19 protein-coding genes, 1 tRNA gene and 2 pseudogenes are annotated in these 24,212 nt (G+C 70.5%); 13 read left to right on the plus strand and 9 right to left on the minus strand.

From position 1 onward, the window contains the following. Position 1: 1 nt before the first annotated feature. Positions 2–802 (minus strand): site-2 protease family protein, encoded by an 801-nt coding sequence (locus tag EDD90_RS38440; protein WP_123977707.1) that lies wholly within the window; start codon positions 800–802, stop codon positions 2–4. A gap of 147 nt (positions 803–949) precedes the next feature. On the opposite strand from EDD90_RS38440, the gene EDD90_RS38445 reads away from it, so the two are divergent. Both EDD90_RS38445 and EDD90_RS38450 read left to right on the plus strand, forming a co-directional pair. Then, on the plus strand, positions 950–1,414 hold the full coding sequence (locus EDD90_RS38445) for a DUF6578 domain-containing protein (protein ID WP_123977708.1): 465 nt from the start codon (positions 950–952) through the stop codon (positions 1,412–1,414). 80 nt (positions 1,415–1,494) lie between these two features. Next, positions 1,495–4,761, plus strand: a complete 3,267-nt coding sequence (locus EDD90_RS38450) for a BTAD domain-containing putative transcriptional regulator (RefSeq protein WP_123977709.1) — start codon at positions 1,495–1,497, stop codon at positions 4,759–4,761. A 16-nt stretch (positions 4,762–4,777) separates the two neighbouring features. Here the strand turns inward: EDD90_RS38450 and EDD90_RS38455 are convergent, their stop codons facing one another. From EDD90_RS38455 to panB, 3 genes are all read right to left on the minus strand, one after another. Continuing rightward, positions 4,778–5,605 (minus strand): ABC transporter permease, encoded by an 828-nt coding sequence (locus tag EDD90_RS38455; RefSeq protein WP_123977710.1) that lies wholly within the window; start codon positions 5,603–5,605, stop codon positions 4,778–4,780. Next, the gene (locus tag EDD90_RS38460) at positions 5,602–6,609 is read right to left on the minus strand and encodes an ATP-binding cassette domain-containing protein (RefSeq protein WP_123977711.1); all 1,008 of its coding nucleotides are present in this window, start codon (positions 6,607–6,609) and stop codon (positions 5,602–5,604) included. The genes EDD90_RS38455 and EDD90_RS38460 overlap by 4 nt, the downstream gene beginning before the upstream one ends. A gap of 289 nt (positions 6,610–6,898) precedes the next feature. Then, the gene (panB, locus tag EDD90_RS38465; RefSeq protein ID WP_123977712.1) at positions 6,899–7,774 is read right to left on the minus strand and encodes a 3-methyl-2-oxobutanoate hydroxymethyltransferase; all 876 of its coding nucleotides are present in this window, start codon (positions 7,772–7,774) and stop codon (positions 6,899–6,901) included. 218 nt (positions 7,775–7,992) lie between these two features. Between panB and EDD90_RS38470 the strand changes: the two genes are divergently transcribed. The 5 genes from EDD90_RS38470 (at position 7,993) to EDD90_RS38490 (ending at position 13,753) form a co-directional block, all read left to right on the plus strand. Next, a complete protein-coding gene (locus tag EDD90_RS38470) occupies positions 7,993–9,591 on the plus strand; it encodes an MFS transporter (protein WP_123977713.1) in 1,599 nt (532 codons plus the stop codon). An 86-nt stretch (positions 9,592–9,677) separates the two neighbouring features. Then, on the plus strand, positions 9,678–10,307 hold the full coding sequence (locus tag EDD90_RS38475; protein ID WP_185149383.1) for a TetR/AcrR family transcriptional regulator: 630 nt from the start codon (positions 9,678–9,680) through the stop codon (positions 10,305–10,307). Between the two features lie 282 nt (positions 10,308–10,589). Further along, entirely contained in the window at positions 10,590–11,561 is a 972-nt protein-coding gene (locus tag EDD90_RS38480; protein WP_398928706.1) for an endonuclease/exonuclease/phosphatase family protein, read from the plus strand. Between the two features lie 147 nt (positions 11,562–11,708). Beyond that, entirely contained in the window at positions 11,709–12,932 is a 1,224-nt protein-coding gene (locus tag EDD90_RS38485) for an MFS transporter (RefSeq protein ID WP_123977715.1), read from the plus strand. Between the two features lie 206 nt (positions 12,933–13,138). Further along, complete coding sequence (locus tag EDD90_RS38490; RefSeq protein ID WP_123977716.1) at positions 13,139–13,753, plus strand: Uma2 family endonuclease; 615 nt, start codon at positions 13,139–13,141, stop codon at positions 13,751–13,753. A 197-nt stretch (positions 13,754–13,950) separates the two neighbouring features. On the opposite strand, the gene EDD90_RS38495 is transcribed toward EDD90_RS38490, so the two are convergent. Next, positions 13,951–14,022 (minus strand) — tRNA-Gln (locus EDD90_RS38495). Positions 14,023–14,506: 484 nt separating this feature from the next. On the opposite strand from EDD90_RS38495, the gene EDD90_RS38500 reads away from it, so the two are divergent. The 5 genes and pseudogenes from EDD90_RS38500 to EDD90_RS57830 all read left to right on the plus strand — a co-directional run. Continuing rightward, complete coding sequence (locus tag EDD90_RS38500; protein WP_123977717.1) at positions 14,507–15,010, plus strand: hypothetical protein; 504 nt, start codon at positions 14,507–14,509, stop codon at positions 15,008–15,010. Between the two features lie 295 nt (positions 15,011–15,305). Next, positions 15,306–16,895, plus strand: a complete 1,590-nt coding sequence (locus EDD90_RS38505; RefSeq protein WP_260328407.1) for a S8 family serine peptidase — start codon at positions 15,306–15,308, stop codon at positions 16,893–16,895. Positions 16,896–16,950: 55 nt separating this feature from the next. Next, positions 16,951–17,178, plus strand: a complete 228-nt coding sequence (locus EDD90_RS38510; RefSeq protein ID WP_123977719.1) for a hypothetical protein — start codon at positions 16,951–16,953, stop codon at positions 17,176–17,178. Between the two features lie 230 nt (positions 17,179–17,408). Then, positions 17,409–18,153: pseudogene (locus EDD90_RS38515) on the plus strand (DUF5753 domain-containing protein); the annotation flags it as partial. Continuing rightward, a pseudogene (locus EDD90_RS57830) lies at positions 18,125–18,256 on the plus strand (DUF397 domain-containing protein); the annotation flags it as partial. The pseudogenes EDD90_RS38515 and EDD90_RS57830, both read left to right, overlap by 29 nt. A gap of 217 nt (positions 18,257–18,473) precedes the next feature. Here EDD90_RS57830 and EDD90_RS38525 read toward each other — a convergent pair. From EDD90_RS38525 to EDD90_RS38535, 3 genes are all read right to left on the minus strand, one after another. Next, positions 18,474–20,384 carry a protease pro-enzyme activation domain-containing protein gene (locus EDD90_RS38525; protein ID WP_260328788.1) on the minus strand — a complete coding sequence of 637 codons (1,911 nt, stop codon included), beginning with the start codon at positions 20,382–20,384 and terminating at the stop codon, positions 18,474–18,476. A 324-nt stretch (positions 20,385–20,708) separates the two neighbouring features. After that, positions 20,709–21,341, minus strand: coding sequence for a DUF305 domain-containing protein (locus tag EDD90_RS38530; protein WP_260328408.1), 633 nt, complete (start codon positions 21,339–21,341; stop codon positions 20,709–20,711). A gap of 1 nt (position 21,342) precedes the next feature. Beyond that, positions 21,343–22,017 carry a DUF3105 domain-containing protein gene (locus EDD90_RS38535; protein ID WP_123977723.1) on the minus strand — a complete coding sequence of 225 codons (675 nt, stop codon included), beginning with the start codon at positions 22,015–22,017 and terminating at the stop codon, positions 21,343–21,345. Positions 22,018–22,186: 169 nt separating this feature from the next. On the opposite strand from EDD90_RS38535, the gene EDD90_RS38540 reads away from it, so the two are divergent. Continuing rightward, on the plus strand, positions 22,187–22,642 hold the full coding sequence (locus EDD90_RS38540) for an Rrf2 family transcriptional regulator (protein ID WP_123977724.1): 456 nt from the start codon (positions 22,187–22,189) through the stop codon (positions 22,640–22,642). Positions 22,643–22,758: 116 nt separating this feature from the next. Here EDD90_RS38540 and EDD90_RS38545 read toward each other — a convergent pair whose 3' ends face one another. Further along, the gene (locus EDD90_RS38545; protein WP_123977725.1) at positions 22,759–23,949 is read right to left on the minus strand and encodes a globin domain-containing protein; all 1,191 of its coding nucleotides are present in this window, start codon (positions 23,947–23,949) and stop codon (positions 22,759–22,761) included. Between the last annotated feature and the right edge of the window lie 263 nt (positions 23,950–24,212).

The following is a 24,212-nucleotide window of genomic DNA, read 5'->3' on the forward strand; positions in this document are numbered from 1 at the left end:
GTCAGCCGACGGCGGAGCAGTACTCGTTCGTGCCCTGCCAGAAGCGGTAGAGCTGCTGGCCGCAGTACTGCGAGAAGTCGTCGACACCCAGCCCGCGCAGCAGCGCGTCGATCACGTCGAAGAACACGCTGTTGATCTGCGGCACCCACAGCAGCGCGAACACGAACAGCAGGCCGAACGGCGCGAACGGCTCCACCTGGCGCTTGATGTTGTACGACAGCCAGGGCTCGATCACGCCGTAGCCGTCCAGGCCCGGTACCGGAAGGAAGTTCAGGATCGCGGCCGTGACCTGGAGCAGGGCGAGGAAGGCGAGGGCGAACCGGAAGTCGGCGGGGACACCGTCCAGGGCGTGCAGCCAGAAGGGGGCCGTGCAGACGGCGGCGAACAGGACGTTCGTCAGCGGGCCCGCGGCCGAGATGAGGCTGTGCCGCCAGCGGCCGCGGATCCGGTTGCGCTCGATGAAGACCGCACCGCCGGGCAGACCGATCCCGCCCATGATCACGAACAGCACGGGGAGCACGATGCTCAGCAGCGCATGGGTGTACTTCAGCGGGTTCAGGGTCAGATAGCCCTTCGCGCCCACCGTGATGTCACCGCCGTGCAGGGCGGTGCGCGCGTGCGCGTACTCGTGCAGACAGAGGGAGACGATCCAGGCCGCCGTCACGAACAGGAACACGGCGACCCCGGGCTGCTCGGCGAACCCGGACCAGGTGGCCCACCCGGTGACCGCGGTGACGGCCAGGATCCCGACGAAGACGGGACTGATCCGTCGGTCGCTGTGGCGAGTGGTGGTCGCGGTCATGGATGGGACTCCTGGAGGACTGGGGTGGTCGACGCGGGTCCGACCGTACCTGGCACGGCGGAAAAACGCTTCGGGTGCTGGGGAAATACCTCTTGGCTCACGTGAGAACGGATCGCGACCGGCGTTCGGTTCCTGGAAGCTGGGGCCATGCCACTGCTGAAGGTGTTCTACGAGGACTGGCAGATGGAGTGCTGCGGCACCCCCTTCGCCGTCGGCGACGAGGTGGCCTGGAAGCTGGTCGCCTACGGGGCCGGGGCCCGGCGGGAGAACACCGGGTACGGCGCCGAGGCCTGGGTGGAGAACCACGGCGGGCCCGACCGCCCCACGGCCGGGCGGGTCCACGCCGTCGACCTGGTCCGCGAGGAGTACCGCTGCCACCTGCCCGATCCGGTGCCGGAGGGGGAGGGGGAGGGCGTCGTCGTCCTCCGGGGCACGGGCCGCGGCCTGGAACCGGTCCCCGGGACCGTCACGCTGGAGCCCGCCGACGGCTGCCCCCGGTGGTTCGAGGAGGTGGACCGCGGCACCCTGGACGGCCTGGGGCGGGTCCGCCGCACCCGCGGCGCCCTCGTCACGCTGGACGCCCCGGACACCGCACATCTCCTGCGCCCCTGACGGCAGCGGGGCCCGTGCGGCCGGGGCCCGACACCCCCGCCTTCGAAACCCCGTGACCGCCGCCGACGTCCCCAGGGACAATGGACCCCGTGCGCTACCGGATCCTCGGCACCACCCAGGCACTCCGCCCCGACGGCACGGCCGTCCCCGTGGGCGGGGCGCGGCTGCGTGCCCTGCTGACCGTGCTGGCGCTGCGGCCCGGCCGCGGGGTGCCGGCCGGGCACCTCGTCGACGAGGTGTGGGGCGACGAACCGCCCGCCGACGCGAGCGGCGCGCTGCAGGCGCTGGTCGGCCGGCTGCGGCGGGCGCTCGGCGCGGACGCCGTCGGCTCCACCGAGGGCGGCTACCGGCTCGCCGCCGCCCCCGACGACGTCGACCTGCACCGCTTCGAGCGGCTCACCGGCGAAGGCCTGCGCGCGCTCGCCGACGGCGACCCCGCCAAGGCGGCCACCGTCCTCGACGACGCCCTCGCCCTCTGGCACGGCCCGGCCCTCACCGACCTGCCCGACCGTGCCGCCGAGGCGGCCCGCGCCGACGTCCGCCGCCTGGACGCGCTGCGCGGCCGCCACACCGCGGCCCTCGCCCTCGGCCAGGCCGAGCAGTCGCTGCCCGAGCTGACCGCCCTGTGCGACGCCCACCCCCTCGACGAACCCCTCCAGGCCCTGCGCCTGCGCGCCCTGCACAGCACCGGCCGCACCGCCGAGGCGCTGGCCGCCCACGACGACGTACGGCGCCTCCTCGCCGACCGCCTCGGCTCCGACCCCGGACCCGAACTGCGGGCCCTGCACGCCGAGTTGCTCGCGCCCGCAGCGGCCGTGGAGAAACCGTCCCGGCCCGGCAACCTGCGCGCCCGGCTCACCTCCTTCGTCGGGCGCGAGGCCGACATCGAGGCCATCCGGGGCGACCTCGCCGCCGCCCGGCTGGTCACGCTGCTCGGGCCCGGTGGCGCGGGCAAGACCCGGCTGTCGCAGGAGGCCGCCGAGACCGTGCGGTACGCCTCCCGAGACGGGGTGTGGCTGGCCGAACTGGCCCCCGTCGACGACCCCGCCGCCGTCCCCGAGGCCGTGCTCAGCGCGCTGGGCGCCCGCGAGACCGTGCTGTACGGCGCCGGCGCCGAGGGCCTGCGGGCCGCCGCGGACCGGCACGACGACCCGGTCGAGCGGCTCGTCGAGCACTGCGCCCGGCGCCGGATGCTGATCATCCTCGACAACTGCGAGCACGTCGTGGACGCGGCCGCCGACCTGACGGCCCGGCTCCTGGAACGCTGCCCGGACCTGACGATCCTGGCCACCAGCCGCGAACCCCTCGGAGTGCCGGGGGAGTTGCTGCGCCCGGTGGAGCCGCTGCCCGAGCCGACGGCGCTCCGGCTGCTCGCCGACCGGGGCGGGGCGGCCCGGCCCGGCTTCACGGTCGACGCCGACGAGGAGACCGCGGCGGCCTGCGCCGAGATCTGCCGCCGCCTGGACGGACTGCCCCTCGCCATCGAACTGGCCGCCGCCCGGCTCCGGATGCTGACCCCCCGCCAGATAGCGGACCGGCTCGACGACCGCTTCCGGCTCCTGACCTCCGGCAGCCGTACGGTCCTGCCGCGCCAGCAGACCCTGCGCGCGGTCGTCGACTGGTCCTGGGACCTCCTCGACGCCGACGAACGGGACGTCCTCGGCCGCCTCTCCGTCTTCGCGGGCGGCTGCGACCTGGCCGCCGCCGAGGCCGTGTGCGGCCCGGCCGCCCTCGACGCGCTCGGCGCCCTGGTGGACAAGTCCCTTGTCGTGGCCGCGCCTTCGGGGGAGGAGGGCATGCGCTACCGGCTCCTGGAGACCGTCGCCGAGTACGCCGGGGAACGCCTCGACGAGAGCGGTGAGCGGGCTGCCGCCGAGCGCGCCCATCTGACGTACTACCGCGAACTCGCCCGCACCACCGACCCGTTGCTGCGCGGCTCCGGCCAGCGGGCCGCCATCGCGCGGTTCCAGCTGGAGTACGAGAACCTGCGCACCGCCCTGCGGCACGCCGTCGCCGTGCGCGACGAGCAGGAGGGGATCTGCCTGGTCCACGCCCTGTTCCGGTACTGGCAGTTGCGCGACCAGCGCATCGAGACCCGCACCTGGTGCGCCGATGTCATGGCCCTCGGCCCCGACCCCTTCGCCGCCCCGCTCCGCCGTGCCGAGCCGGTGTGGGAGCGCTGCACCGACACCCCGCCGCCGTACACCGGGGAGGCCCTCGTCGAGGCCCGGCGCGGGGTTCATCTGGCCCATCTGGCCTGTATGGACACCGAGCTGGACGCCTGGCAGACGCCGGAGGCCCAGGCCAGGATGCGCGTCGTCACCGAGGTCTACGAGCCGGGTCTGCCGCAGACCTGCCGGACCCCGGGCATGTTCTGGTTCTTCGCCGTGATGCTGACCCGCGGCATGGACCGGCTGCGTGTCATCCTCGACGCCGGCGTCCAGACCTGCCGTGAGACGCCCGGCTTCGAATGGGAGCTGGCCGGCGCCCTCGCGATGCGCGCCAACCTGCTCGCCAACCGCGCGGACTGGGCCGCCGACGCCACCCGCGACGCCGACGAGTCACTGGAGCTCTTCGGGCGCCTCGGGGACGACTGGGGCGCCGCCGAGGCCTTCTCGGCGCGGGCCGAGTCCCGCGAGCGCAAGGGCGAGTACCCGGCGGCGGCCGCCGACTACCAGGCGGCCATCGAGCACGCCGACCGGCTCGGCGCCGGCGCCCAGATCGCCGTGCTCAACGCCCGCCTGGGCAGCGTGCTGATCGAAAAGGGCGAGACCGAACGCGGCGAACGGCTGCTGCGCGAGGTCATCAGCTCCAACGACAGCCTGAGCAACGAGGCGATGCCGGCCGCCCGGCTCTTCCTCACCGCCTGGCTCATGCTGACCGACCGCGTAGCCGAGGCGCGCGAGCAACTCCGTTTGCTGCGCGAGGAGTTCAAGATCGCGCACTTCGTCGTCTTCGACGCGCTGATCCTCACCCAGGAGGCCTGGGTGGACGCCCTCGAAGATCTCCACGAGGACGCCCTGGCCAAGGCCGGGCAGGCCCTGCGGCTCGCCGGCGACCCGCTGACCGAGGCCATCACCCCGCATCTGCCCTCCGCCTGCCTGACCGTCGCCGCGGTCGCGCTGGCCGGCGCCGACGGCGGCACCCGCGCCGGGGACGCCGCCCGCTGCCTGGGCGCCGCCGACGCCCTGCTGCCGGCCGGCCACATCTCCGTCGGCATGGAGCGCGCCACCCGCGACCGGGCGGAGAACCGGGTCCGGGCCGCACTCGGCGACGACCGGGCATTCGCGTCCGGGTACGCCGAGGGCGGTGGCCTCTCCCTCGCGGAGGCCACCGCCCTGATCTGACCTGTGCCGGTGAACGTCAGCTCTTCGTACGGAACTTGTGGATCGCGTACGGGGCCGCGACCGCCGTGATCGCCACCGACCAGGCCAGCGTCACCCACAGGTCGTGCGCGACCGGGCCGCCCACCATCAGTCCGCGCGCCGCGTCGGCGAGCGTGGACAGCGGGTTGTAGTCGGTGAAGGACTGCAGCCAGCCCGGCATCGAGTTGGTCGGGGCGAAGATCGACGAGCCGAACTGCAGCGGGAACAGCACCAGGAACCCCATGGCCTGCACGGACTGCGCGTTCTTCAGGACGACGCCCAGGGTGAGGAACACCCACATGATCGACGAGGCGAACACCGCGGACAGACCCACGGCGGCGAACAGCCCGCCCCAGTGGTTGATGTGGAACCCGACGAGCACGGCGACGATCATCAGCACGGCGGTCGCGAACAGCATCCGCACCAGTTCCACCGAGATCTTCGCGAACAGCACCGAGCCGCGCCCGATCGGCAGCGACCGGAAACGGTCCATGACACCGGAGTTGAAGTCCTGGCTGAACCCGGTGCCGACGCCCTGCGAGAGCGTCATGCTCATCATCGCGATCATGCCCGGGATGACGTACTGGACGTACCCGTCCTGACCGCCGCCGAGCGCCTGGCCGATCGAGCCGCCGAAGACGTACACGAACAGCAGCGTGAACACGACCGGCATCAGCAGTGCGTCGAACATCGACTCCGGGTCCTGCCGGATCCACAGCAGGTTGCGGCGGACGAGCGCGCCGGTGTGGCGCAGATGGGCGCGCAGCGAGATGGGCGCGTCGGATACGGGGGCGGTGGCGGCTACGGGTGCGGTGGCGGCGCTCATACGGCGACCTCCTGACGGTCGTCGGCGGGCGTGGCGTCCTGCGGGGCACTGGCGCGGTGGCCGGTGAGAGACAGGAACACCTCGTCCAGGCTGGGCAGTTCGGTGGTGATGGAGCTGATGGTGATACCGCGTGCGGTGACGGCGCCGACCACGGCGGTCAGCTGTTCGTCGCTGAGGATCGGCACCAGCAGGGTGCCGCTCTCCGCATCCACGGTCGTCGAGGCGAGCCCGGTGATGCCCAGCTCGTCGATCATCTCGGCGAGCGGCCGCACCTGCAGCGGATCGACCGGCCGCACCCGCAGCGTCCGCCCGCCGACCTTCGCCTTCAGCTCCTCCACCCGGCCGTTCGCGATGACCTTCCCGCGGTCCACGACGGTCAGCTCGGAGGCGAGCTGCTCCGCCTCCTCCATGTACTGGGTGGTCAGCAGCACGGTCACCCCGTCGCCGACCATCGCCTTGACCTCGGCCCACACCTCGTTCCGGGTACGCGGGTCGAGACCGGTGGTCGGCTCGTCCAGGTACAGCACCTGGGGGTGTCCGATCATCGAGGCGGCGAGGTCGAGCCGGCGGCGCATACCGCCGGAGTAGGTGCTCGCCGGCCGCTTGGCGGCCTCGGTCAGCGAGAACCGCTCCAGCAGCTCGTCGGCGCGGGCCCGCGCGTCCTTGCGCGGCAGGTCGAGGAGCCGCCCGATCATGTACAGGTTCTCCCAGCCCGGCAGCTTCTCGTCGACCGAGGCGTACTGCCCGGTCAGCCCGATCACCCGGCGCAGCTGGCGGGGCTGGCGCAGCACGTCGTACCCGGCGACGGTGGCTTCGCCCGCGTCCGGCTTCAGCAGCGTGGACAGGATCCGCACCAGGGTCGTCTTGCCGGCCCCGTTCGGCCCGAGCACCCCCATCACGGTGCCCTCACGGACGTCCAGATCAACTCCGTCGAGTGCCTTGGTGTCGCCGTAGTGCTTCACCAGCCCCCGTACGGACACGGCGTTGTTGTCGATTCGCGTCATGGGAAGAACCGTGCCAGCCCCCACCGACAAACCACCGACAGCCCGCCTACACCGTCCTGCAGACCACCGACACGGGTACCGCGCGGGGCGTGGAACCGTGAAATGGGGACAGCCCGCCGACGGGGGAAGATCGGCGGGCTGTCCTTGGTGTTTCCGCAGTGGCTCTCAGTAGCGCCCCGCAGGGGCGCTGGGGGTACCCCCAGCCGAAGGCTGGGGGAGGAACTGCGCGACCAGCCACGACGGTGCCGCAGACGATCGACGGCGCATCGCGGCACTTTCGGCGGAGCGCTCAGTGGACGGAGTGCTCCTCCAGCGGGAAGGTTCCGCCGACGACGTCCTCGGCGTAGGCGCGGGCCGCGTTGCCCATCACCTCGCGCAGGTCCGCGTACTTCTTCACGAACTTCGGCACCCGGCCCGAGGTCAGACCCAGCATGTCCGTCCAGACCAGGACCTGCGCGTCGGTCTCGGGACCCGCGCCGATGCCGACCGTCGGGATGTGCAGCATCCGGGTCACCTCGGCCGCCAGCTCCGCCGGAACCAGCTCCAGGACGACCGCGAACGCGCCCGCGTCCTGGACCGACTTCGCGTCCCGCAGCAGCTGCTGGGCCGCCTCCTCGCCGCGGCCCTGCACCCGGTAGCCCATCGCGTTGACGGACTGCGGGGTCAGGCCGATGTGCGCCATCACCGGGATACCGGACTCGACGAGCAGCCGGATCTGTTCGTACGACCGCTCGCCGCCCTCCAGCTTGACCGCGCCGACGCCGGCCTCCTTGACCAGCCGGGTCGCCGAGCGCAGCGCCTGCACCGGGCCCTCCTGGTAGGAGCCGAAGGGGAGGTCGCCGACGATGAGGGCGCGCTGGGTGCCGCGGACCACGGCCGCCGACAGCATCGTCATCTCGTCCAGGGTGACGGGCACCGTCGACTCGTACCCGAGGTGGCAGTTGCCCGCCGAGTCGCCGACCAGGAGCACCGGGATCCCGGACTCGTCGAAGACGGAGGCGGTCATCGCGTCGTACGCGGTGAGCATGGGCCACTTCTCGCCGCGTTCCTTGGCGAGGGCGATGTCGCGGACCGTGATGCGGCGGGTGCCCTTACCCCCGTACAGCGTCCTGCTGCCGTCGGAGGGGCTGTTCTGCACAGTCTGGGCAGCCGAAAGCTGCGTCATGACAACGGCTCCTAACAAGTCATCTCGAGGCACCCTCACGGTGTCCCCGGACCGGTTCCATGGTGGCACTTCGTGCCGCTCTCGGCCAGGGGACCGCCGTGTGATCCATTGAGCACGGCCGCCCCCGCTCCATGGGCGCCGCCCCCGCTCCGTAAGCTCTGGGTAAAGGAATTCAGATACGAGACGGTGCCGTATTGAAATAGGCCTAGGCTCGCACCATGACAACTCCTGCCGACCACGCTCCACCCGGCCCGCGAATACCCGAGGAGGTCCACCGGCGCCGCTGGGCGATCCTCGGCGTGCTGATGCTCAGCCTGCTGATCGTGGTGCTCGACAACTCGATCCTGAACGTCGCGATCAAGACCATCTCCACCCCGGCCCCGACCGGCCTGGGCGCCACCCAGAGCCAGCTGGAGTGGGCGATCAACGCCTACACCCTCGTCTTCGCGGGCCTGCTGTTCACCTCCGGTCTCGTCGGCGACCGGCTCGGCCGCAAGAAGGTGCTGATCGGCGGCATCGCCGTGTTCGGCGTCGGCTCCGCCCTGGCCGCGGAGTCCGGTTCCGCGGACCAGCTGATCGCCTACCGCGCCCTGATGGCCCTCGGCGCAGCCTTCGTGATGCCCGCCACCCTCGCCGTCCTGATGAACGTCTTCGAGCGTCAGGAACAGCCCAAGGCCATCGGCATCTGGGCCGGCGGTGTCGGTCTCGCCATCGCCATCGGCCCGATCACCGGCGGTGTGCTGCTCGACCACTTCTGGTGGGGCTCGGTCTTCCTCATCAACGTACCGATCGTGATCGTCGCGCTCGTGCTGATGCTGTGGCTGGTGCCCGACTCGCGCGACCCGCGGCCCGGCCGCCTCGACCCCGTCGGCGTGGTCCTGTCCGTCGTAGGTCTCGTCCTGCTCGTCTACGGCATCATCAAGGGCGGCGAGGTCGCCGACTTCACCGACGGCAAGGTGCTCGCCACCATCGCCGCCGGACTCGCGGTGCTCACCGCCTTCGTGATCTTCGAGAAGCGCAGCGACCACCCGTCCCTGGACGTCACCTACTTCAAGAACAAGGTCTTCTCGGCCGCCATGGCCGCCATCGCCCTGGTCTTCTTCGCGCTGATGGGCGTGACCTTCTTCTCCGTCTTCTACACCCAGAGCGTGCGCGGCTACTCGCCGCTGCAGTCCGGTCTGCTGATGCTGCCGCTGGCCGCCGCACAGATGATCTTCGCGCCGAGGGCCCGGCTGGTGGTGCAGCGCTTCGGCAACAGGGCCACCACCGGGGGCGGTCTGGTGCTGCTCGCCGCCACCCTGGGTGCCTTCGCCACCTTCCGGGCCGACACCCCGATCTGGCTCCTGGAGATCGTCTTCTTCCTGATGGGCGCCGGCATGGCGCACGTCATGACGCCGACCTCGGTCGTCATCATGCAGGCCCTGCCGCGCGAGAAGGCCGGTTCCGCCTCCGCGCTCAGCAACACCTTCCGCCAGGTCGGCGGCGCCCTCGGCATCGCCGTCCTCGGCTCGGTGCTCTCCACGTCCTACCGCAACGGCATCGAGGGCAAGCTCGGCGCGCTGCCGCCCGGGCTGCGCGCGACCGCCGGCGAGTCCATCGAGGCGACGCTGGGCGTCGCAGGGAAGCTCGGGGCGCAGGGCAAGGCCCTGATCACCCCCGCCAACGACGCCTTCCTGCACGCCATGCACATCACCGCCCTGTGCGGTACCGGCGTCGCGCTGCTCGGTGCCCTGGTCGCGGCCCTCTGGCTGCCGGGCAAGCCGCCCGCCGGTCAGCAGGGCGAGCGGGAACAGGAGTTGGTCGCAGCGGCGGAGTGAACGACCGGCCGAACGGCCGAGTGGACACCACGGGGGTGGCGACGGCTGCGGGAGAATTCCCGCAGCCAGTGAGAGGACGGTACGACGTGACGCTTGCCGACAGCCGCCCGCGGACCCAGGGCCCCGCCCGGGGCCGCCCCCGCAGCGAGGCGGTGGAACACGCCATCCTGGAAGGGGTGATGAAGCTCCTGGAGGAGGGTGTTCCGCTCGCCGAACTGTCCATCGAGCGGATCGCCCGGACCGCCGGCGTCGGCAAGGCCACCATCTACCGCCGCTGGAACGGCAAGGAGGAGCTCTTCGTCGACGTCATGCGCGCCGCCGAGCCCCCCGACCCCGAACTCCCCGGCACCTCCATGCGCGACGACCTCGTCGTCCTGCTGGAGGCGCTGCGCCGGCGCGGGCTGATGAACCGCACTTCGGCGATCCTGCACAACGTCTATGCCCAGATGAAGAGCAGCCCCCGGATCTGGAAGGCCTACCACATCAACGTGGTGAACCCCCGGCGTGAACTCGGCAAAGAGGTGCTGCGCCGCGGCCAGCGGAACGGCGAACTCCACGCCGACATCGACCTGGACCTGGCCAACGACCTGTTCACCGGCCCCATGCTGCTCCGGGCCATGATGCGCCCGGACGACGAACTCCCCGAGGGCCTGGCCGAACAGATCGTCGATTCCGTGCTGGCCGGCCTACGGCCCGTCAGCTCGCCCCAGCCGTAAGCCGGAGTGTGCGCGTTTCGTCACAGTCCCCGCCGCCGCGGCGGTAACCGGAACCCCTGCTGTCGGCTCGTTCGTCCTCGTCTTCCGTACGGACGTCATCCGGCGGTGGCCGCCATGTGACGTCGGGATCGGAACCGATCATCCCCTAGGGTCGTATCCCGGGGGACGACGGTGTGCACGGCGGGTTGTGAGGCAGGCGGTATGGCGCAGCAGGCGTACATGACGGAGACGGACAACGGCGGCTCGGGACCCGAGCGTCCGGGGGACCGGTTCCGGCGCCTGATGAACCGCTTGCTGTCCGGCTGGCGCGACGATCCGCGCATCTGGCGCCGGGGCGTGGTCGTCGCCGCCGTGGCGCTGCTCCTCGCCGGGGTGATGCTGCTGCATTCCCGTATCCCCAACACCATCGGCAACCTCGGCAGTCTCACCGAGACGTTCCTGCCCTGGCTGGGCCTGCTGATCCCGGTGCTGTTGCTGCTCGGCGTCCTGCGCAAGTCCGCGACCGCACTGATCGCCGTGCTGCTCCCGGCGATCGTCTGGCTGAACCTGTTCGGCGGACTGCTCACCGACAAGTCCGGCACCGGCGGCGACTTCACGGTGGCCACGCACAACGTCAACGCCGAGAACCCCGACCCGACCGGTACCGCCGCGAAGCTCGCCGCGTCCGGCGCCGATGTGCTGGCCCTGGAGGAGCTGACGGCGACGGCCGTGCCGACGTACGAGAAAGCGCTGGCGTCGACGTACAAGTACCACGCGGTCGAGGGCACCGTCGGGCTGTGGAGCAAGTACCGCCTCTCCGGTGTGAAGGCCGTCGACATCAAGCTGGGCTGGACGCGCGCGATGCGGGCCACGGTCGCCACGCCCGACGGTCCCCTCGCCGTCTACGTCGCCCATCTCCCCTCGGTCCGGGTGAAGCTGAACGCCGGGTTCACCGCCCGGCAGCGCGACACGAGCGCGGACGCGCTCGGCGAGGCCATCGTCGACGAGACACTGCCCCGCGTGATCCTCCTCGGCGACCTCAACGGCACGATGAACGACCGCTCCCTCAACGGCGTCACCTCGCAGATGCGCTCCACACAGGGCGCGGCGGGCAGCGGCTTCGGGTTCAGCTGGCCGGCCTCGTTCCCGATGGCCAGGATCGACCAGATCATGGTCAAGGGTGTGGAACCGGAGAGCTCCTGGACCCTGCCGAGGACCGGAAGCGACCACCTTCCGATCGCCGCCCGCGTGAACCTGACCACATCGGGTTCGTAATAAGCGCTGGTCAGCGCAGTATCGTTCCTTTGTCAGGACAATCGGACACCGCGCCGTAACCTGCCGGAATACTTGGGCTGGGACACTTTGTTCCGTAGCTGAACTTAGAACGCACGGAACCCTGCTCCCCGAAAGGCAAAGCCCTTCATGCCTCTGGCCCTGCTCGCACTGGCCGTCGGCGCTTTTGGTCTCGGCACCACCGAATTCGTGATGATGGGGCTGCTCCCCGACGTCGCCGACGACCTGCACATCTCGATCCCCACCGCCGGGCACCTCGTCTCGGCGTACGCGCTGGGCGTCGTCATCGGCGCCCCGCTGCTGGCCGCGCTCACCGCGCGCATGCCCCGCCGCACCGTCCTCATCTCCCTGATGGCCCTCTTCGTCGCGGGCAACGCGCTCTCGGCCCTGGCCCCCGGCTACGACTGGCTGCTCGCCGCCCGTTTCCTGAGCGGCCTTCCGCACGGCGCCTTCTTCGGCGTCGGCGCGGTCGTCGCCACCGGCCTGGTGGCACCGGAGCGCAAGGCCCGCTCGGTCTCCCTGATGTTCATGGGCCTGACCGTCGCCAACATCGCGGGCGTCCCGGTCGCCACCCTCATGGGCCAGCACCTCGGCTGGCGGGCGACCTTCCTGGGCGTGAGCCTGATCGGCGTGGCCGCGATGGCCGCGGTCCACCTCCTGATCCACCCCGCCCACACCCCGGCCCCCACGACCGGCCTGCGCGGCGAACTCTCCGCCCTGCGCTCCCTCCCGGTCTGGCTGGCCCTCGCCACCACGGTGGTCGGCTTCGGCGCCCTCTTCTCCGCGTACAGCTACATCACACCGATGCTGACGAGGTCCGCCGGCTACGGAGAGAGCACCGTGACGCTCCTCCTCGCCCTGTTCGGCGTCGGCGCCACGATCGGCAACCTGGTCGGCGGCCGCCTCGCCGACCACGCGATGCGCGGCACGCTCTTCGGCGGCCTGGCGTCCATGGTGGCGGTGCTGCTCCTCTTCCCGGTCCTGATGCGCGCGGAGTGGAGCGCGGCCCTCGCGGTCGTCCTCCTCGGCGTGGCGGCGTTCATCACCGGCTCCCCGCTTCAGCTGATGGTCATGGAACGCGCGGCCGCGGGCCCCTCCCTCGCCTCCTCCGCCAACCAGGCCGCCTTCAACCTCGCGAACGCGGGCGGCGCTTGGATCGGCGGCGTGGCACTGGCGGCGGGCTTCGGCGTGACGTCGCCGGCGCTGGCCGGCGCGGCCCTGGCGGTCCTCGGCCTGGGCGTCGCGAGCGTGGCGTACGCGGTGGACCGGCGGCGGGACATGCCATCGGTGGCGCGCGAGCGGGTCATCGCTTCGCACGTTCCGGAGCCCGCGGAGCCGGTGCACGCCTCCTGACCACCCGTGTCCTGGCCGGCCGCCGATGCGCACCCGGCCGGGACACCGCTCGCACGCGGAGCCCGGTACCACGACCGCTGCCGCCGCATCCGGCCGTCAAGGGGCAGGGGCAGTGGTCACCTTCGGGTGAAGCGGTTCGGAAGGGACGCCGGCGGTCCGATCTGCCTACGATGATGCTCTCGACACCAGCCCCTGGGAGGCACGCGATGTCCGCCGCAGCCATCGAGCAGCCCTTCGACGACGAGCCGTTCTCGCTCACGGCCATCGCCGACGAGATCATGGAGCGGCATCCGGGCTACCGCGTCGAGATCATCGGAGGTCACCTCCTCGTGACCCCATCACCGGATGCCCCTCACGCCCGTGCCCTGACCAAGCTCATGCGCCCCTTCATCGCGGCAGGGCTGGACGACGGCGACACCGAGGTCCTCCAGAACGTCGGCCTCTGGCTGCCCACCGGAGCCGAGGACTACGCCATCCCCGACCTCGCGATCGTGGACGCCGACATCGACGACCACTTCGTCGAGAACAACGCCTATGACCCGGTCTGCTTCCGTCTCGTCCTGGAGGTCACCTCCAGCAACTGGAAGGACGACCTGAAGACCAAGGCCGTCGCCTACGCCCAGGCCAAGGTTCCGGTCTATGTCGTCGTCGACCGCAAGCACCAGCGCGTCCACGTGCTCACCGATCCCAGTGGGGAGAAGTACGAGCACCACCGCCCGTACTCGCCCGGTGAGACCGTCACGTTGCCCCAGTCGATCGGCGCCCAGGTCATCCTCGATGTCGACCAGATCCTCAAGGCCGCCCAGAAGAAGGCCAACTGACCGGACCGGTACGGAAGAGCGGGCCGCCTACGAGGCCTTGAAGGCGCCCCCTCCGTGCAGCGGATCAGCGCCTGCTGCGGTGGCTCCACGGAGCCGCCCGTCGGTGTGCCCACGCCCGTGACGTCGTCGTAGCCCTTCACCGTGGGCAAAGAGCCGCCCTTGCCGAGGTGCCCCGACGAGGGCGGCGTCCGCGCTTGCTGGGATACCAGGACTCGAACCTGAACTAACGGAACCAGAAACCGTCGGGCTGCCAATTACCCCATATCCCATTCACCCCGAAGGCCGCGGGAGCTCGGCCGGCCGGGCGTTGCCCTACGGCGTGACGACGCTGTACGGCCTTGCCCAGTCTATGCGGGCTCTCCGTGGTGCCTGGTGATGCGTGCCCGGAGTGTCGACCAGAGTTCTGGGGCCGGCGGCGGACAGCGTCCGTTGGCGATCCGTGCCGCCGCGTTCTCCCTCTTCGTCCCGTGGCCGCCACGGGACGAACGGTCCGCCGGCCTGCAGAGCCCCCTGCCGCCCACGCCGGCGGTGAGTGCCGCCTGTGTGGTCGTGTCCGCCGGCACCGGTTCATCCTGCGGTCTCCGCGGCTGGTTCGCCGGTTGCCGGATCCGATCGGGGGATTCCTCGCCCCGAGCGGTCCTCCCGATTGCGGGGCTGAGCGATGTCGCCATAACTTCGACATGTCGGAATTGTTCCGAAAAGGTCAACATAATCTCTCATGTTGGCTTTCCTGTGACATTGAACGGAGTATTCATGTCGGTGATGACCGGTACCCCGCCCCTGCAGCAGTTCGGCCAGCAGTTCGCCGGGCCGCAGCCGCAGCAGCAGCTCGCGCAGGTCGTCCAGCAGTCCATCCAGCAGGCCTGCCAGCAGGCGAGCCAGCAGATCGCGCAGCGCATGCAGCAGACGCTGCAGCAGATCCAGCAGGTCCAGCAGCAGCTGCAGCAGCAGGGCATCGCCCACCACGCCCACCCGTACCTGGCCGTCGCGCTGCATCACACCCTGGTGCAGGGCGTGCGCAGCGCCGTGGAGCAGTCCGTGCAGCAGGCGCTGCCGACCGCGATCCTGACCCTGCTGCAGCAGAGCCAGCAGAGCCAGCAGAGCCAGCAGGGCCAGCAGGGCCAGCAGGGCCAGCAGGGCCAGCAGCAGTGGGGTGGCGGTTTCGGCCATCAGCAGTTCGGCCAGCAGTACCCGCAGCAGTACCAGCAGCCCGGCTTCGGCTTCGGCCAGCCGGGTCAGCCCTTCGGCATCGGCTGACGCTGACATAAGGCAGTGCGCTGTGCGGTGTGCCCGGGACCGGTTCCCGGGCACACCGCACAGCCGCGGAAGGCGCGAGCTGCCCGTCACACGGATCAGAAGCTCAGAAACCGACGCAGGCATGGTTGAGGTGGATGTAATGGTCAAGGACAGGCCCGGAGACAAGCCCCGGAACAGTCGCCAGAGCGAATCCGAGGGCGCGGGGGCCGGTGGGCCGGGCCCCGCGGAGCAACCGGCGCCACGCAGGAAGGGCGGAACGTCGCCGATCGCGGTACAGCCGCGCCGGTCCCGCTACATGGTGACCCCGCTGCCGCAGCAGCTTCTGCCCCTGGGAGTGCCCGAACCCGGCATGGACGCGGTGTGCGACCACCTGGAGCGGATGCCCGAGGTCACGGTGGTCCGCAGACTCACCCCGTCGGACAAGCTGCAGTCGGCGGGAGTGCAGCCCTCCTGCCCCGAACTCGTTGTTGTCGAGGCCCCCGAGACCCAGGTACCGGCGATGCTGTCGCTGCATGTGCACATCGAGCCGGATCTGCCGTTGTCCGCAGCCGTCCCCATTGGCATGCCGACCGCGGGGATGCTGTCGCTGTGCGACCCGGGGCTGGTCATGCCGCTGGACGAGCCCGTGGACATCTCGGTTCTCGTCAGTGGACCCGACGGCGAACCGCTGGCCGGCGCCGGGGTGTTCCTGATCGGGGCGGCATGGCCGAGCCAGGGCGTCACCGACCCCGACGGGAGAGTCACCCTCACCCTGGCGACGGAGACCGCGCAGTCCGTCCAGTCCCTCTACATCCGGCCCGCGGGCGGCTACACGGACCGCTGGATCCACCGCCCCGACCTGTCGGCGACCCAGGACAACCTCGTCACCCTCACCCCGCTGTCCAAGATCTACCCGGAACTGGAACAGCGGCAGAGTTACGGCTGGGGCCAGCAGGCCATGCGGCTGGACCGGCTGCCGCCCACGTTCCGTGCCTTCGGCATCAAGATCGCCGTCATCGGTACGGGCGTCGGCACCGACCATCCCGACCTGAAGCAACGGGTGCGCTCCGGCATCGACCTCGTACGCCGCACGAAGGAGGGCTGGGCCCACGACCCGGTCGGCACCGGCACCCACGCGGCCGGCGTCATCGCCGGGGCGGACACCGGCAAGGGTGTCATCGGCATCGCCGTCGACGCCGAGCTGGAGGTCTGCCAGGTCATGCCCGACGGCCACTTGAGCGACCTCATCGCCGCCCTGGACCACTGCATCAAGCAAGAGACCGACATCGCCCACATCCAGGTGGCGACCCCCTACCCTTCGGCGCTGGTCTCCCGCAAACTCGCCGACGCCACTGCTGCGGGCATCGCCTGCATCGCTCCGGTGGGCGACAGCGGCGGTCCGGTCTCCTTCCCCGCCTCGCTGCCCACCGTCTTCGCCGTGGGCGCCCTGGGAGCATTCGGTACCTACCCGCCTGACACATCCCAGGCCACCCACGTCGGGCCACAGTTGAGCCCGGAAGGGCTGTTCGCCGCGCCGTTCAGCTGCCACGGCCCCGGGGTGAACGCGGCCGCCCCCGGCGTTTCGGTTCTGTCCTGTTCCTCGGACGGCGGCTACACCGCCCTCGACGGCACCGTCACCGCATCCGCCCACATTGCGGGCCTGGCCGCGCTCGTGCTGGCCCACCACGAGGACTTCCACAGCCAGTTGCTGCCCCGTGGACCCGGCCGCGTGCAGCACCTGTTCGAGATCATCGCCGCCAGCTGCCGTCCACTGGCCGCACCGGGAACACTGGACGCGGTCCGTACCGGACGCGGCCTGCCCGATGCCCTCACCGCCCTCGGCCTGGTCCATGGCACACAGCTTGCCCCGGCCCTGTCCCCCTTCGCCCCCTCCATGACCGGGTAGATCCCGCCCGCGGCCTGCACACCGGACGTCCCCGAGGTCGAGGGGGCCGTCCGGTGTGCAGGCCGGACAGACCCGCAAGGCCTTGGACAACTGGTGGGCGAAGTGGCTGGTCGGCATCCGCTCCGGCCAGGTCACCGGCCGCACCTGGGGCGCCAAGGGCCACACCCCGATCGTGCTCCGCACCGTTGACGCCCTCTCCTGCCCGAGGACAGGAGATTCCGGTCCGCACCTCTCCGAGGTACCACCTTGGGTTCCTGTTTCACTGGCCACTGCCGACCGGTGAAGGTCGGTCCTACGCGGCCTCCGCAGGCCTGACTTCCCGCCCGTCCGGCGGTAGGTCCGACAACTACGTTGTCGGACAAGGCGATCCTGTCATGGATCAGCGACCCTCCGGGCCGCCAGGGCGAGGATGCCCTACACCTCCACCCTGAAGGGTGGAGCACTGGGCAAGTGTTCGGTAGCTGGTTCTCGGTGAACGCGATGTCCGCGATCAGCACGAAGGGCCGGATGCACTACGGCAAGTCCCACCTCAGCGACATCGAGCGTGGTGAGCGCCGGATGCCCTTGGAACTGGCCCGGCACGTGGACCGGGTGCTGGGGACGGACGGGTACTTCGAGCGGCATTGCGAGGATGTGCGGAGGGTGCGGAGGGGGCCGCACGCGGCGTACTTCGAGAAGGCGCTGGAGGCGGAAAGGCAGGCGGAGTCCATCGAGTTGTGGTCTCCCAGCATCTTCCCCGGGTTGCTCCAGACCGCTCCGTACGCGCGGGCCTTGGTCTGGTCAGCTCATCCGGCTTCCGCCGATGAGTGGGTCGAGGAAAAGGTGCACGCCCGTCTCGCCCGTGCCCGCCCTTTCGATGAGGACCACTCCACCCCGGAGTACTGGGCGATCCTGCACGAGTTGCTGCTCACCGATGCGATCCTGCCGCCGCAGGAGATGGCCGATCAACTCGACCGGGTGGCGGAGTTGGCCGGGCGCCGCCGGATCGTTCCGCAGATCGTCCTGCGGAAGACCGGGGCGTATCCCTTGATGGCCGCCTCCATCATGGTCATGACGTTCCCCGAGGCGCCGCCACTGGTCTACACGGAGGCCTCCTACAGCGCGGACACCATCGACGATCCGGCCCTCGTGAAGCAGTACCGCAAGGCATACGGATCGGCTCAGGGCCGTCGCACTGTCACCGGAGACGTCCCTGGCCATGATCGAGGCAGCGGCAGGGGACTATCGAAATGGCAAGCAGCCGGATCGACTTGAGTGACGAGTTCTGGTTCAAGAGCAGCTACAGCAATGGTGACGGCGGTGACTGCGTCGAGGTCGCCGGCGGCTTCTCCGGCGCCGCCCTCTGGCGCAAGTCGAGCTACTGGGTCCAGATCGTTCCGAAGCGCTGGCCGCTTCCGGCCGACGGCAGGGCGATCTCGCCGAAGCCCCTGGACGCGTCGGGCCGAACGGTCGCTTACCAGGACTTCTGACCGGACCGGCCGACGGTGAGTCACTGCCGTGATCGCAGGACGACGAAGGGGCGTGAGGTCCGTTACGGACCTCACGCCCCTTCGCTCAGTGGATCAGCAGCTCAGTGGATCAGCGCTGCCTGCGGAACGACTCCAGGTAGCCGCCCGCCGGGGTGCCGACGCCGGTCACGTCGTCGTAGCCCTTCACCGCGGACAGGGAGCTGTCCTTGCCGAGGCTGCGGACCGAGGTCAGCAGGCCGTTGGTGGCGTCGTAGCCGTTGGCGAAGTCGACGCGGGCGACCGCGAGGTCGGTGCCGGTCGGCTTGTCCACGACGTCGTGGTAGGCCTTGGTGCCGTACTTGGAGTAGATCAGCGGGTTGGCGAAGCCGATCGCCTTGCCGCCGCGCGCCTCCTCGGCGAGAGCCTGGACCGCGGCGATGACCGGCGCGGCCAGCGACGTGCCGCCGATGCGGTACTCGCTGTACGCCTCGGTGCCGTCCGCCTGGGTCTGGGTCTGACCGACCTTGAAGCCCGTGTTGGGGTCGGCGATCGCCGAGATGTCCGGGACCACGCGGTTGCCGGTGGCGCTGTTGGCCTTCGCGAGGGAGTCCGGAACGACGCGCTTCTGGTAGGACGGCTCGTTGACCGTCTTGCTGGTGCCGCCGCCCGCGCCCGAGGTGAACGCGCCGGGGAAGTTGGTCCAGCTCTTGCCGTCGGCCGACAGCGAGGCCTTCTCGGTGCCCCAGCCGGTCTCCCACAGGTACTTGTCGTCCTTGCCGACGGCCAGGGACGTGCCGCCGACCGCGGTCACCCAGGCCGAGTTGGCCGGGGTGTCGACCTGCTTCGTCTTGGTCTTGGCGACCTCGTCGCCGTTGTCACCGGACGAGAAGTAGAAGCCGATGCCCTGCACCGCGCCCAGCTGGAAGACCTGGTCGTAGGCGGCCGCGAGGTCCGGCGTCTGGTCCGCCTCGGTGCCGCCCCAGGAGTTGGAGACGATGTCGGCGAGGTGGTTGTCGACCACCTTGCTGAGCGCGTCGAGGAGGTCGTTGTCCTGGCAGGACGCGGCGCCCACGTAGGTGACGTCGGCGTCCGGCGCGACCGCGTGCACGGCCTCGACGTCGAGGGTCTCCTCGCCGTACCAGCCGGAGGCGTCGCACGCGTCGGCGCCCGTGTCCGTGTAGTTCGAGGGCAGCACCTGGTGGAGCTGGCTCGTCTTCCACGCGGCGTCGCCGTGCGCCTTGGCGTAGGTGCCGGCGTCGAAGGCGATGGTGGGCGAGGCGAACGCGTCGGTGATGGCGACGCGCACGTGCTTGCCGGTGTACTTGCCGGCGCCGTAGGCGGCCCGCAGCTGCTTGCCGGTGTAGCCCTCGACGGCGTACGGGATCTTCGTGCCGTACGCGTCCGGCAGCGTGGTCGCGATGTTCGAGCCGTAGTACGACGAGAACGGCCCGGAGTTCTTGAACACGGCGCCGGGAGGCGGCAGCGTGTCGTCGTGGGTCGCCGTGTGCGGCGCGTTGTCCAGGCCGGTGACGGTCAGGACGGCGGAGCTGACGGCGGCCGGCACCGACGCGGTCTTCGCCGGGGCGTGGTACGTCTTCGAGCCCTTGGCGTAGTTGTGCAGCTGGGTGCCGAACGCCTGCTCGACGGCGGACACGTCGCCGGAGACGGCGATGTAGTGCTGCGTGACCTCGGTGACCTGCAGACCGGAAGCGGTCAGCCAGGACTTGACGGCCTTCACCTGGGCCTTGGTGGCGCCGAAGCGGGCCTGGATCTGCTTGGCGGTCAGGTACTTGCCGTACAGCGGCGAGCTCGGGTCGGACACCGCCTTCGCGTAGGCCGCGAGGCCCTTGGCGTCCTGGCCGGCCAGGTAGACCCGGGCCTTGAGCTGCGCGCTGTTCGAGGTGGCGCCCTTGTCCGCCTTGGCCGTGGCCCAGGCGGGCTTGGTGCCCGCCAGAGCGTCACGGGCCGGGGTGTCCGCGGCGTGCGCCGCGGGTATGCCGAGCGCGAGCGCGCCGGCGATCATCGGCAGTGTCGCTGCCATGCTCACGCTGGCCCGCACCTTGGCACGGTTCGATCTCATACTGCCCCCTGCTATGCGGTTCGTCGCATGGAGTGGTCGGTCGTACGTGATCACCAGGCGGCCAGCGGCGGAACGGCCCATGAATCGATCACGTGGTGGACGCCACTCTTTCGATGAACTGTTCATGTCAGGGGAATGAAATTACCAAGGAAACCCCAAGTGGGCTTTGATTAGGGGTATTTGACCGGATTTCGACGGTGCGTGGAACGTTACGGATCGATTGCGATTGTCGGTAAGGTCTTGCGTTGCCGCTAAGTCGACAAATCCCCCTGGTTGTCCGTCCGTTCAGTCGCGCGGCTTCGCGCCCCGCTCCTTCAGCATCTGCTTCATCGTCGCCAGCTCCGACTGCTGCGCGTCCACCATGCCCTGGGCGAGGTTCTTCTCCACCTCGACGGTGCACTTGGACACACAGCCCTCGGCCATGTGGATACCGCCCTTGTGATGGTCCGTCATCAGCTGCAGATAGAAGATCTCCGCCTGCTTGCCGTTCAGGGTCCCCAGCTTCTTCAGTTCCGTGTCGGTCGCCATGCCCGGCATCAGCGAACCGTCCCCGCGCTCGGGCATGTCACCCATGCCCATCCAGGACATCGGCGGCTTCGCCGACACCTTCGGCAGGTCCCACAGATCCAGCCAGCCCAGCAGCATGCCGCGCTGGTTGGCCTGCGTCTGCGCGATGTCGTAGGCGAGCCGCCGCACTTCGGTGTCGGTCGTGCGGTCGCGGATGATGTACGACATCTCCACGGCCTGCTGGTGATGGACGGCCATGTCCCGCGCGAACCCCGCGTCCGCCCCCTCGGCGCTCGGGACGCTCAGGCCGCCGCCACCGCTGCCGTCCTCGGCGACCGCGTAGGTGATCGCGCCGGCCGCGACCAGCACCGCCGCCGTGGTCCCGGCGATCCAGCCGATGTGCTTCTTCACGTCACATCGTCCCGCCCGTGCAGGAGGCACCCGGCTCCGGGGTCTGCTTGCCCTGCACATACGTCTCGAAGAACTTCGCGACCTTCGGGTCGGCGGCGCTCGTCACGCTCAGCTGGTGGCCCCACGCCGACAGCTCGATCGGGGAGGTCTGGTTCGTGTACGGGCTCATCAGCGAGTACGGCGTCTGCTTCACCTTCGCCGCCAGCGTGGCCACGTCGGACTTGCTCGCCTTGTCGGTGTACGTCACCCAGACCGCGCCGTGCTCCAGGGCGTGCACGGCGTTCTCGTCCTTCACCGCCTTGGTGTAGACGTCGCCGTTGCAGTTGAGCCACACCGGGTTGTGGTTGCCGCCGACCGGCGGGTGCATCGGGTAGCTCACGGTCCCGGTGACGTGGGTGCGGGAGAGCTTGCCGGTCCAGGTCCGTACGCCGTCGCTGCCGGTCACGAAGTGCCCGGAGTCCCCCGAGCTGCCCTTCGCGTCGCTCGAGCTGTCGCTCTTGTCCGACTGCGAGCGGACGAGCACCACACCGCCGACGATCAGACCGGCGACCACCACCGTGCTCGCGGCGATGGTGAGGATCCGGTTGCGGCGCTCGCGGGCACGCTCCGCGCGCCGCATCTCCTCTATGCGTGCCTTGCGTTCGGCGTTGCCGGCCTTGTTCTTCGCGGAACCCATGAGGTGTGTCCTTCTGGGGGAAAGGGACGTGGACGGTGGGGCTCACTGATCGTAATGGGGGAGATGGGGCCGTCCGTAGGGAGGGAGCAGGAAAGAGCGGTAAAGAGCCGGGATCCGACAGGAAACCGATAATTTGAATGCCGGATGTGTATTACCTACCCTGGCCGGTATGCGGCTGTTGCGCTCCACCGACCTCGCTCTGCGGCTCCTGATGCGGCTCGCCGTCGCCGACGGGGCCAGCCCGGCGACCCGCGAGGTCGCGGCGGACATGGACGTGCCGTACACGCACGCGGCGAAGGTCGTCGCCGAACTGCAGCACCTCGGGCTGGTCGACGCCCGGCGCGGCCGGGGCGGCGGGCTCACGCTGACCGAGAAGGGCCGTACGGCCTCGGTGGGCGCGCTGGTGCGGAGGTTCGAGGGCGACGGCGACGTGGTCGACTGCGACGGCACCGCCACCAGCGTCACCCCCTGCCCCCTCAGCTCCGCCTGCCGCCTCAGGGGTGCCCTGCGCCGGGCCCAGGAGGCGTTCTTCGCGGCGCTGGACCCGGTGACGGTGGCGGACATGGTGGCGGAGCCGACGGGGCCGTTGCTGCTCGGTATTTCCAGGAGGCCGGGCGCGGTCTAGGCGCCTATGGAGGTGCCGTGGTCCGCCGTTCGCGGCTGCTGCGCCGTTGTGGCCGGTCGCGCGGTTCCTCCCCCAGCCTTCGGCCGGGGGGTACCCCCAGCGCCCCTGCGGGGCGCTCAGGCGGCCGCCATCCAAAGGTCCGGGCCGAACACCTCGTAGTGGATGTCGGCCGGGGAGACACCCTTGTCGATCAGCTGGGTGCGGATCGCGCGCATGAAGGGGAGCGGCCCGCACAGGTACGCGCGCGTGCCCGGCGCGACATCGACGTCGGCGAGATCCACCAGGCCGGTGCGGGTGCCGGGCTCGGCGTCGCGCTCGTAGAAGAAGTGGACGCCCGCGTCCGGCAGCTTCGCCGTGTACGACGTGTGGTCCGCGCGCAGCGCGTGGTCGGCGGGGGAGCGGTCGCCGTGCACGACCGTCACCGGGGCGCCGTGACCGTCGGCCGCGAGCGCGGCCAGCATCGCCACCATCGGGGTGACGCCGATGCCGGCGGAGGCGAGCAGCAGGGGCCGGTCGACGGCGTCGCCCAGGACGAGGTCGCCGTACGGCTCGGAGAGCTCCAGCACGTCACCTTCGCGCACGCGCGCGTGCAGGTGCTGGGAGACCTCGCCGTCGGGCGTGGCGGCGTCGCCGTGCACCCGCTTGACGCTGAACTGGCGGACCGACTCGCCCGGCGCGCCGGAGAGGCTGTACTGGCGTATCTGGCGGGCGCCGTCCGGGAGTGTGACGCCCACGGAGACGTACTGCCCGGCCCGGAAGCCGCGCACCGCCGTCCTGCCGTCCACCGGCCGGACCCGGAAGGTCGTGACGTCGGCCGTCTCCGTGACCCGCTCGACGACCTCCCAGGGGCGCAGGCCGGGCTCGCCGCTCTCCTCGTACAGCCGCTTCTCGATCGCGATGAGGGCGTTCGCCATCAGCCAGTAGACCTCGTCCCAGGCCGCCGCGACCTCCGGGGTCACGGCCTCGCCGAGTACCTCGACGATGGCGGCGAAGAGGTGCTCGTGGACGACGGCGTACTGCTCGGGGGCGACGCCCAGGGAGGCGTGCTTGTGCGCGATGCGCCCGAGCATCGCGTCGGGCCGCCGGTCCGGGTGGTCCAGCAGCTGCGTGGCGAACGCGACGATGGAGCCGGCGAGGGCCTGCCGCTGGGTGCCGGCGGCCTGGTTGCCGCGGTTGAAGAGGTTGCGCAGCAGGTCGGGGTGGGCGGCGAAGAGCCGGGCGTAGAAACGCTCGGTGATCTCGCCGATGGCCGCGCCGATGGCGGGGAGGGTGGCGCGGACGGTGACTGCGGACGGCTCGGACAGCATCGGGGCTCCTTGTGGCTCGGCTCGGCTCGGCGCAGACTCGGCCGGGCGGCTCGACACCTCGACGCTATTAAAACTTGCATCTGAGATTCAAATTTAAGGACCGTGGTCTCCGTCACTGGGAACTGAGATCGGCCATTACGGATGTCGCTGCGAGCAGGCAAGATGGGCAGCAGGGCGGTACACCTGCCGTATGTGAGCCGTTCAGGCCGAGGACGCCGGAGCGATCAAGGTCCGCAACGCGCATGAAATGCTGTTGTGGTGTG

Origin of the sequence: Streptomyces sp. Ag109_O5-1 (assembly GCF_003814875.1) — a bacterium.
Classification (GTDB): domain Bacteria; phylum Actinomycetota; class Actinomycetes; order Streptomycetales; family Streptomycetaceae; genus Streptomyces; species Streptomyces sasae.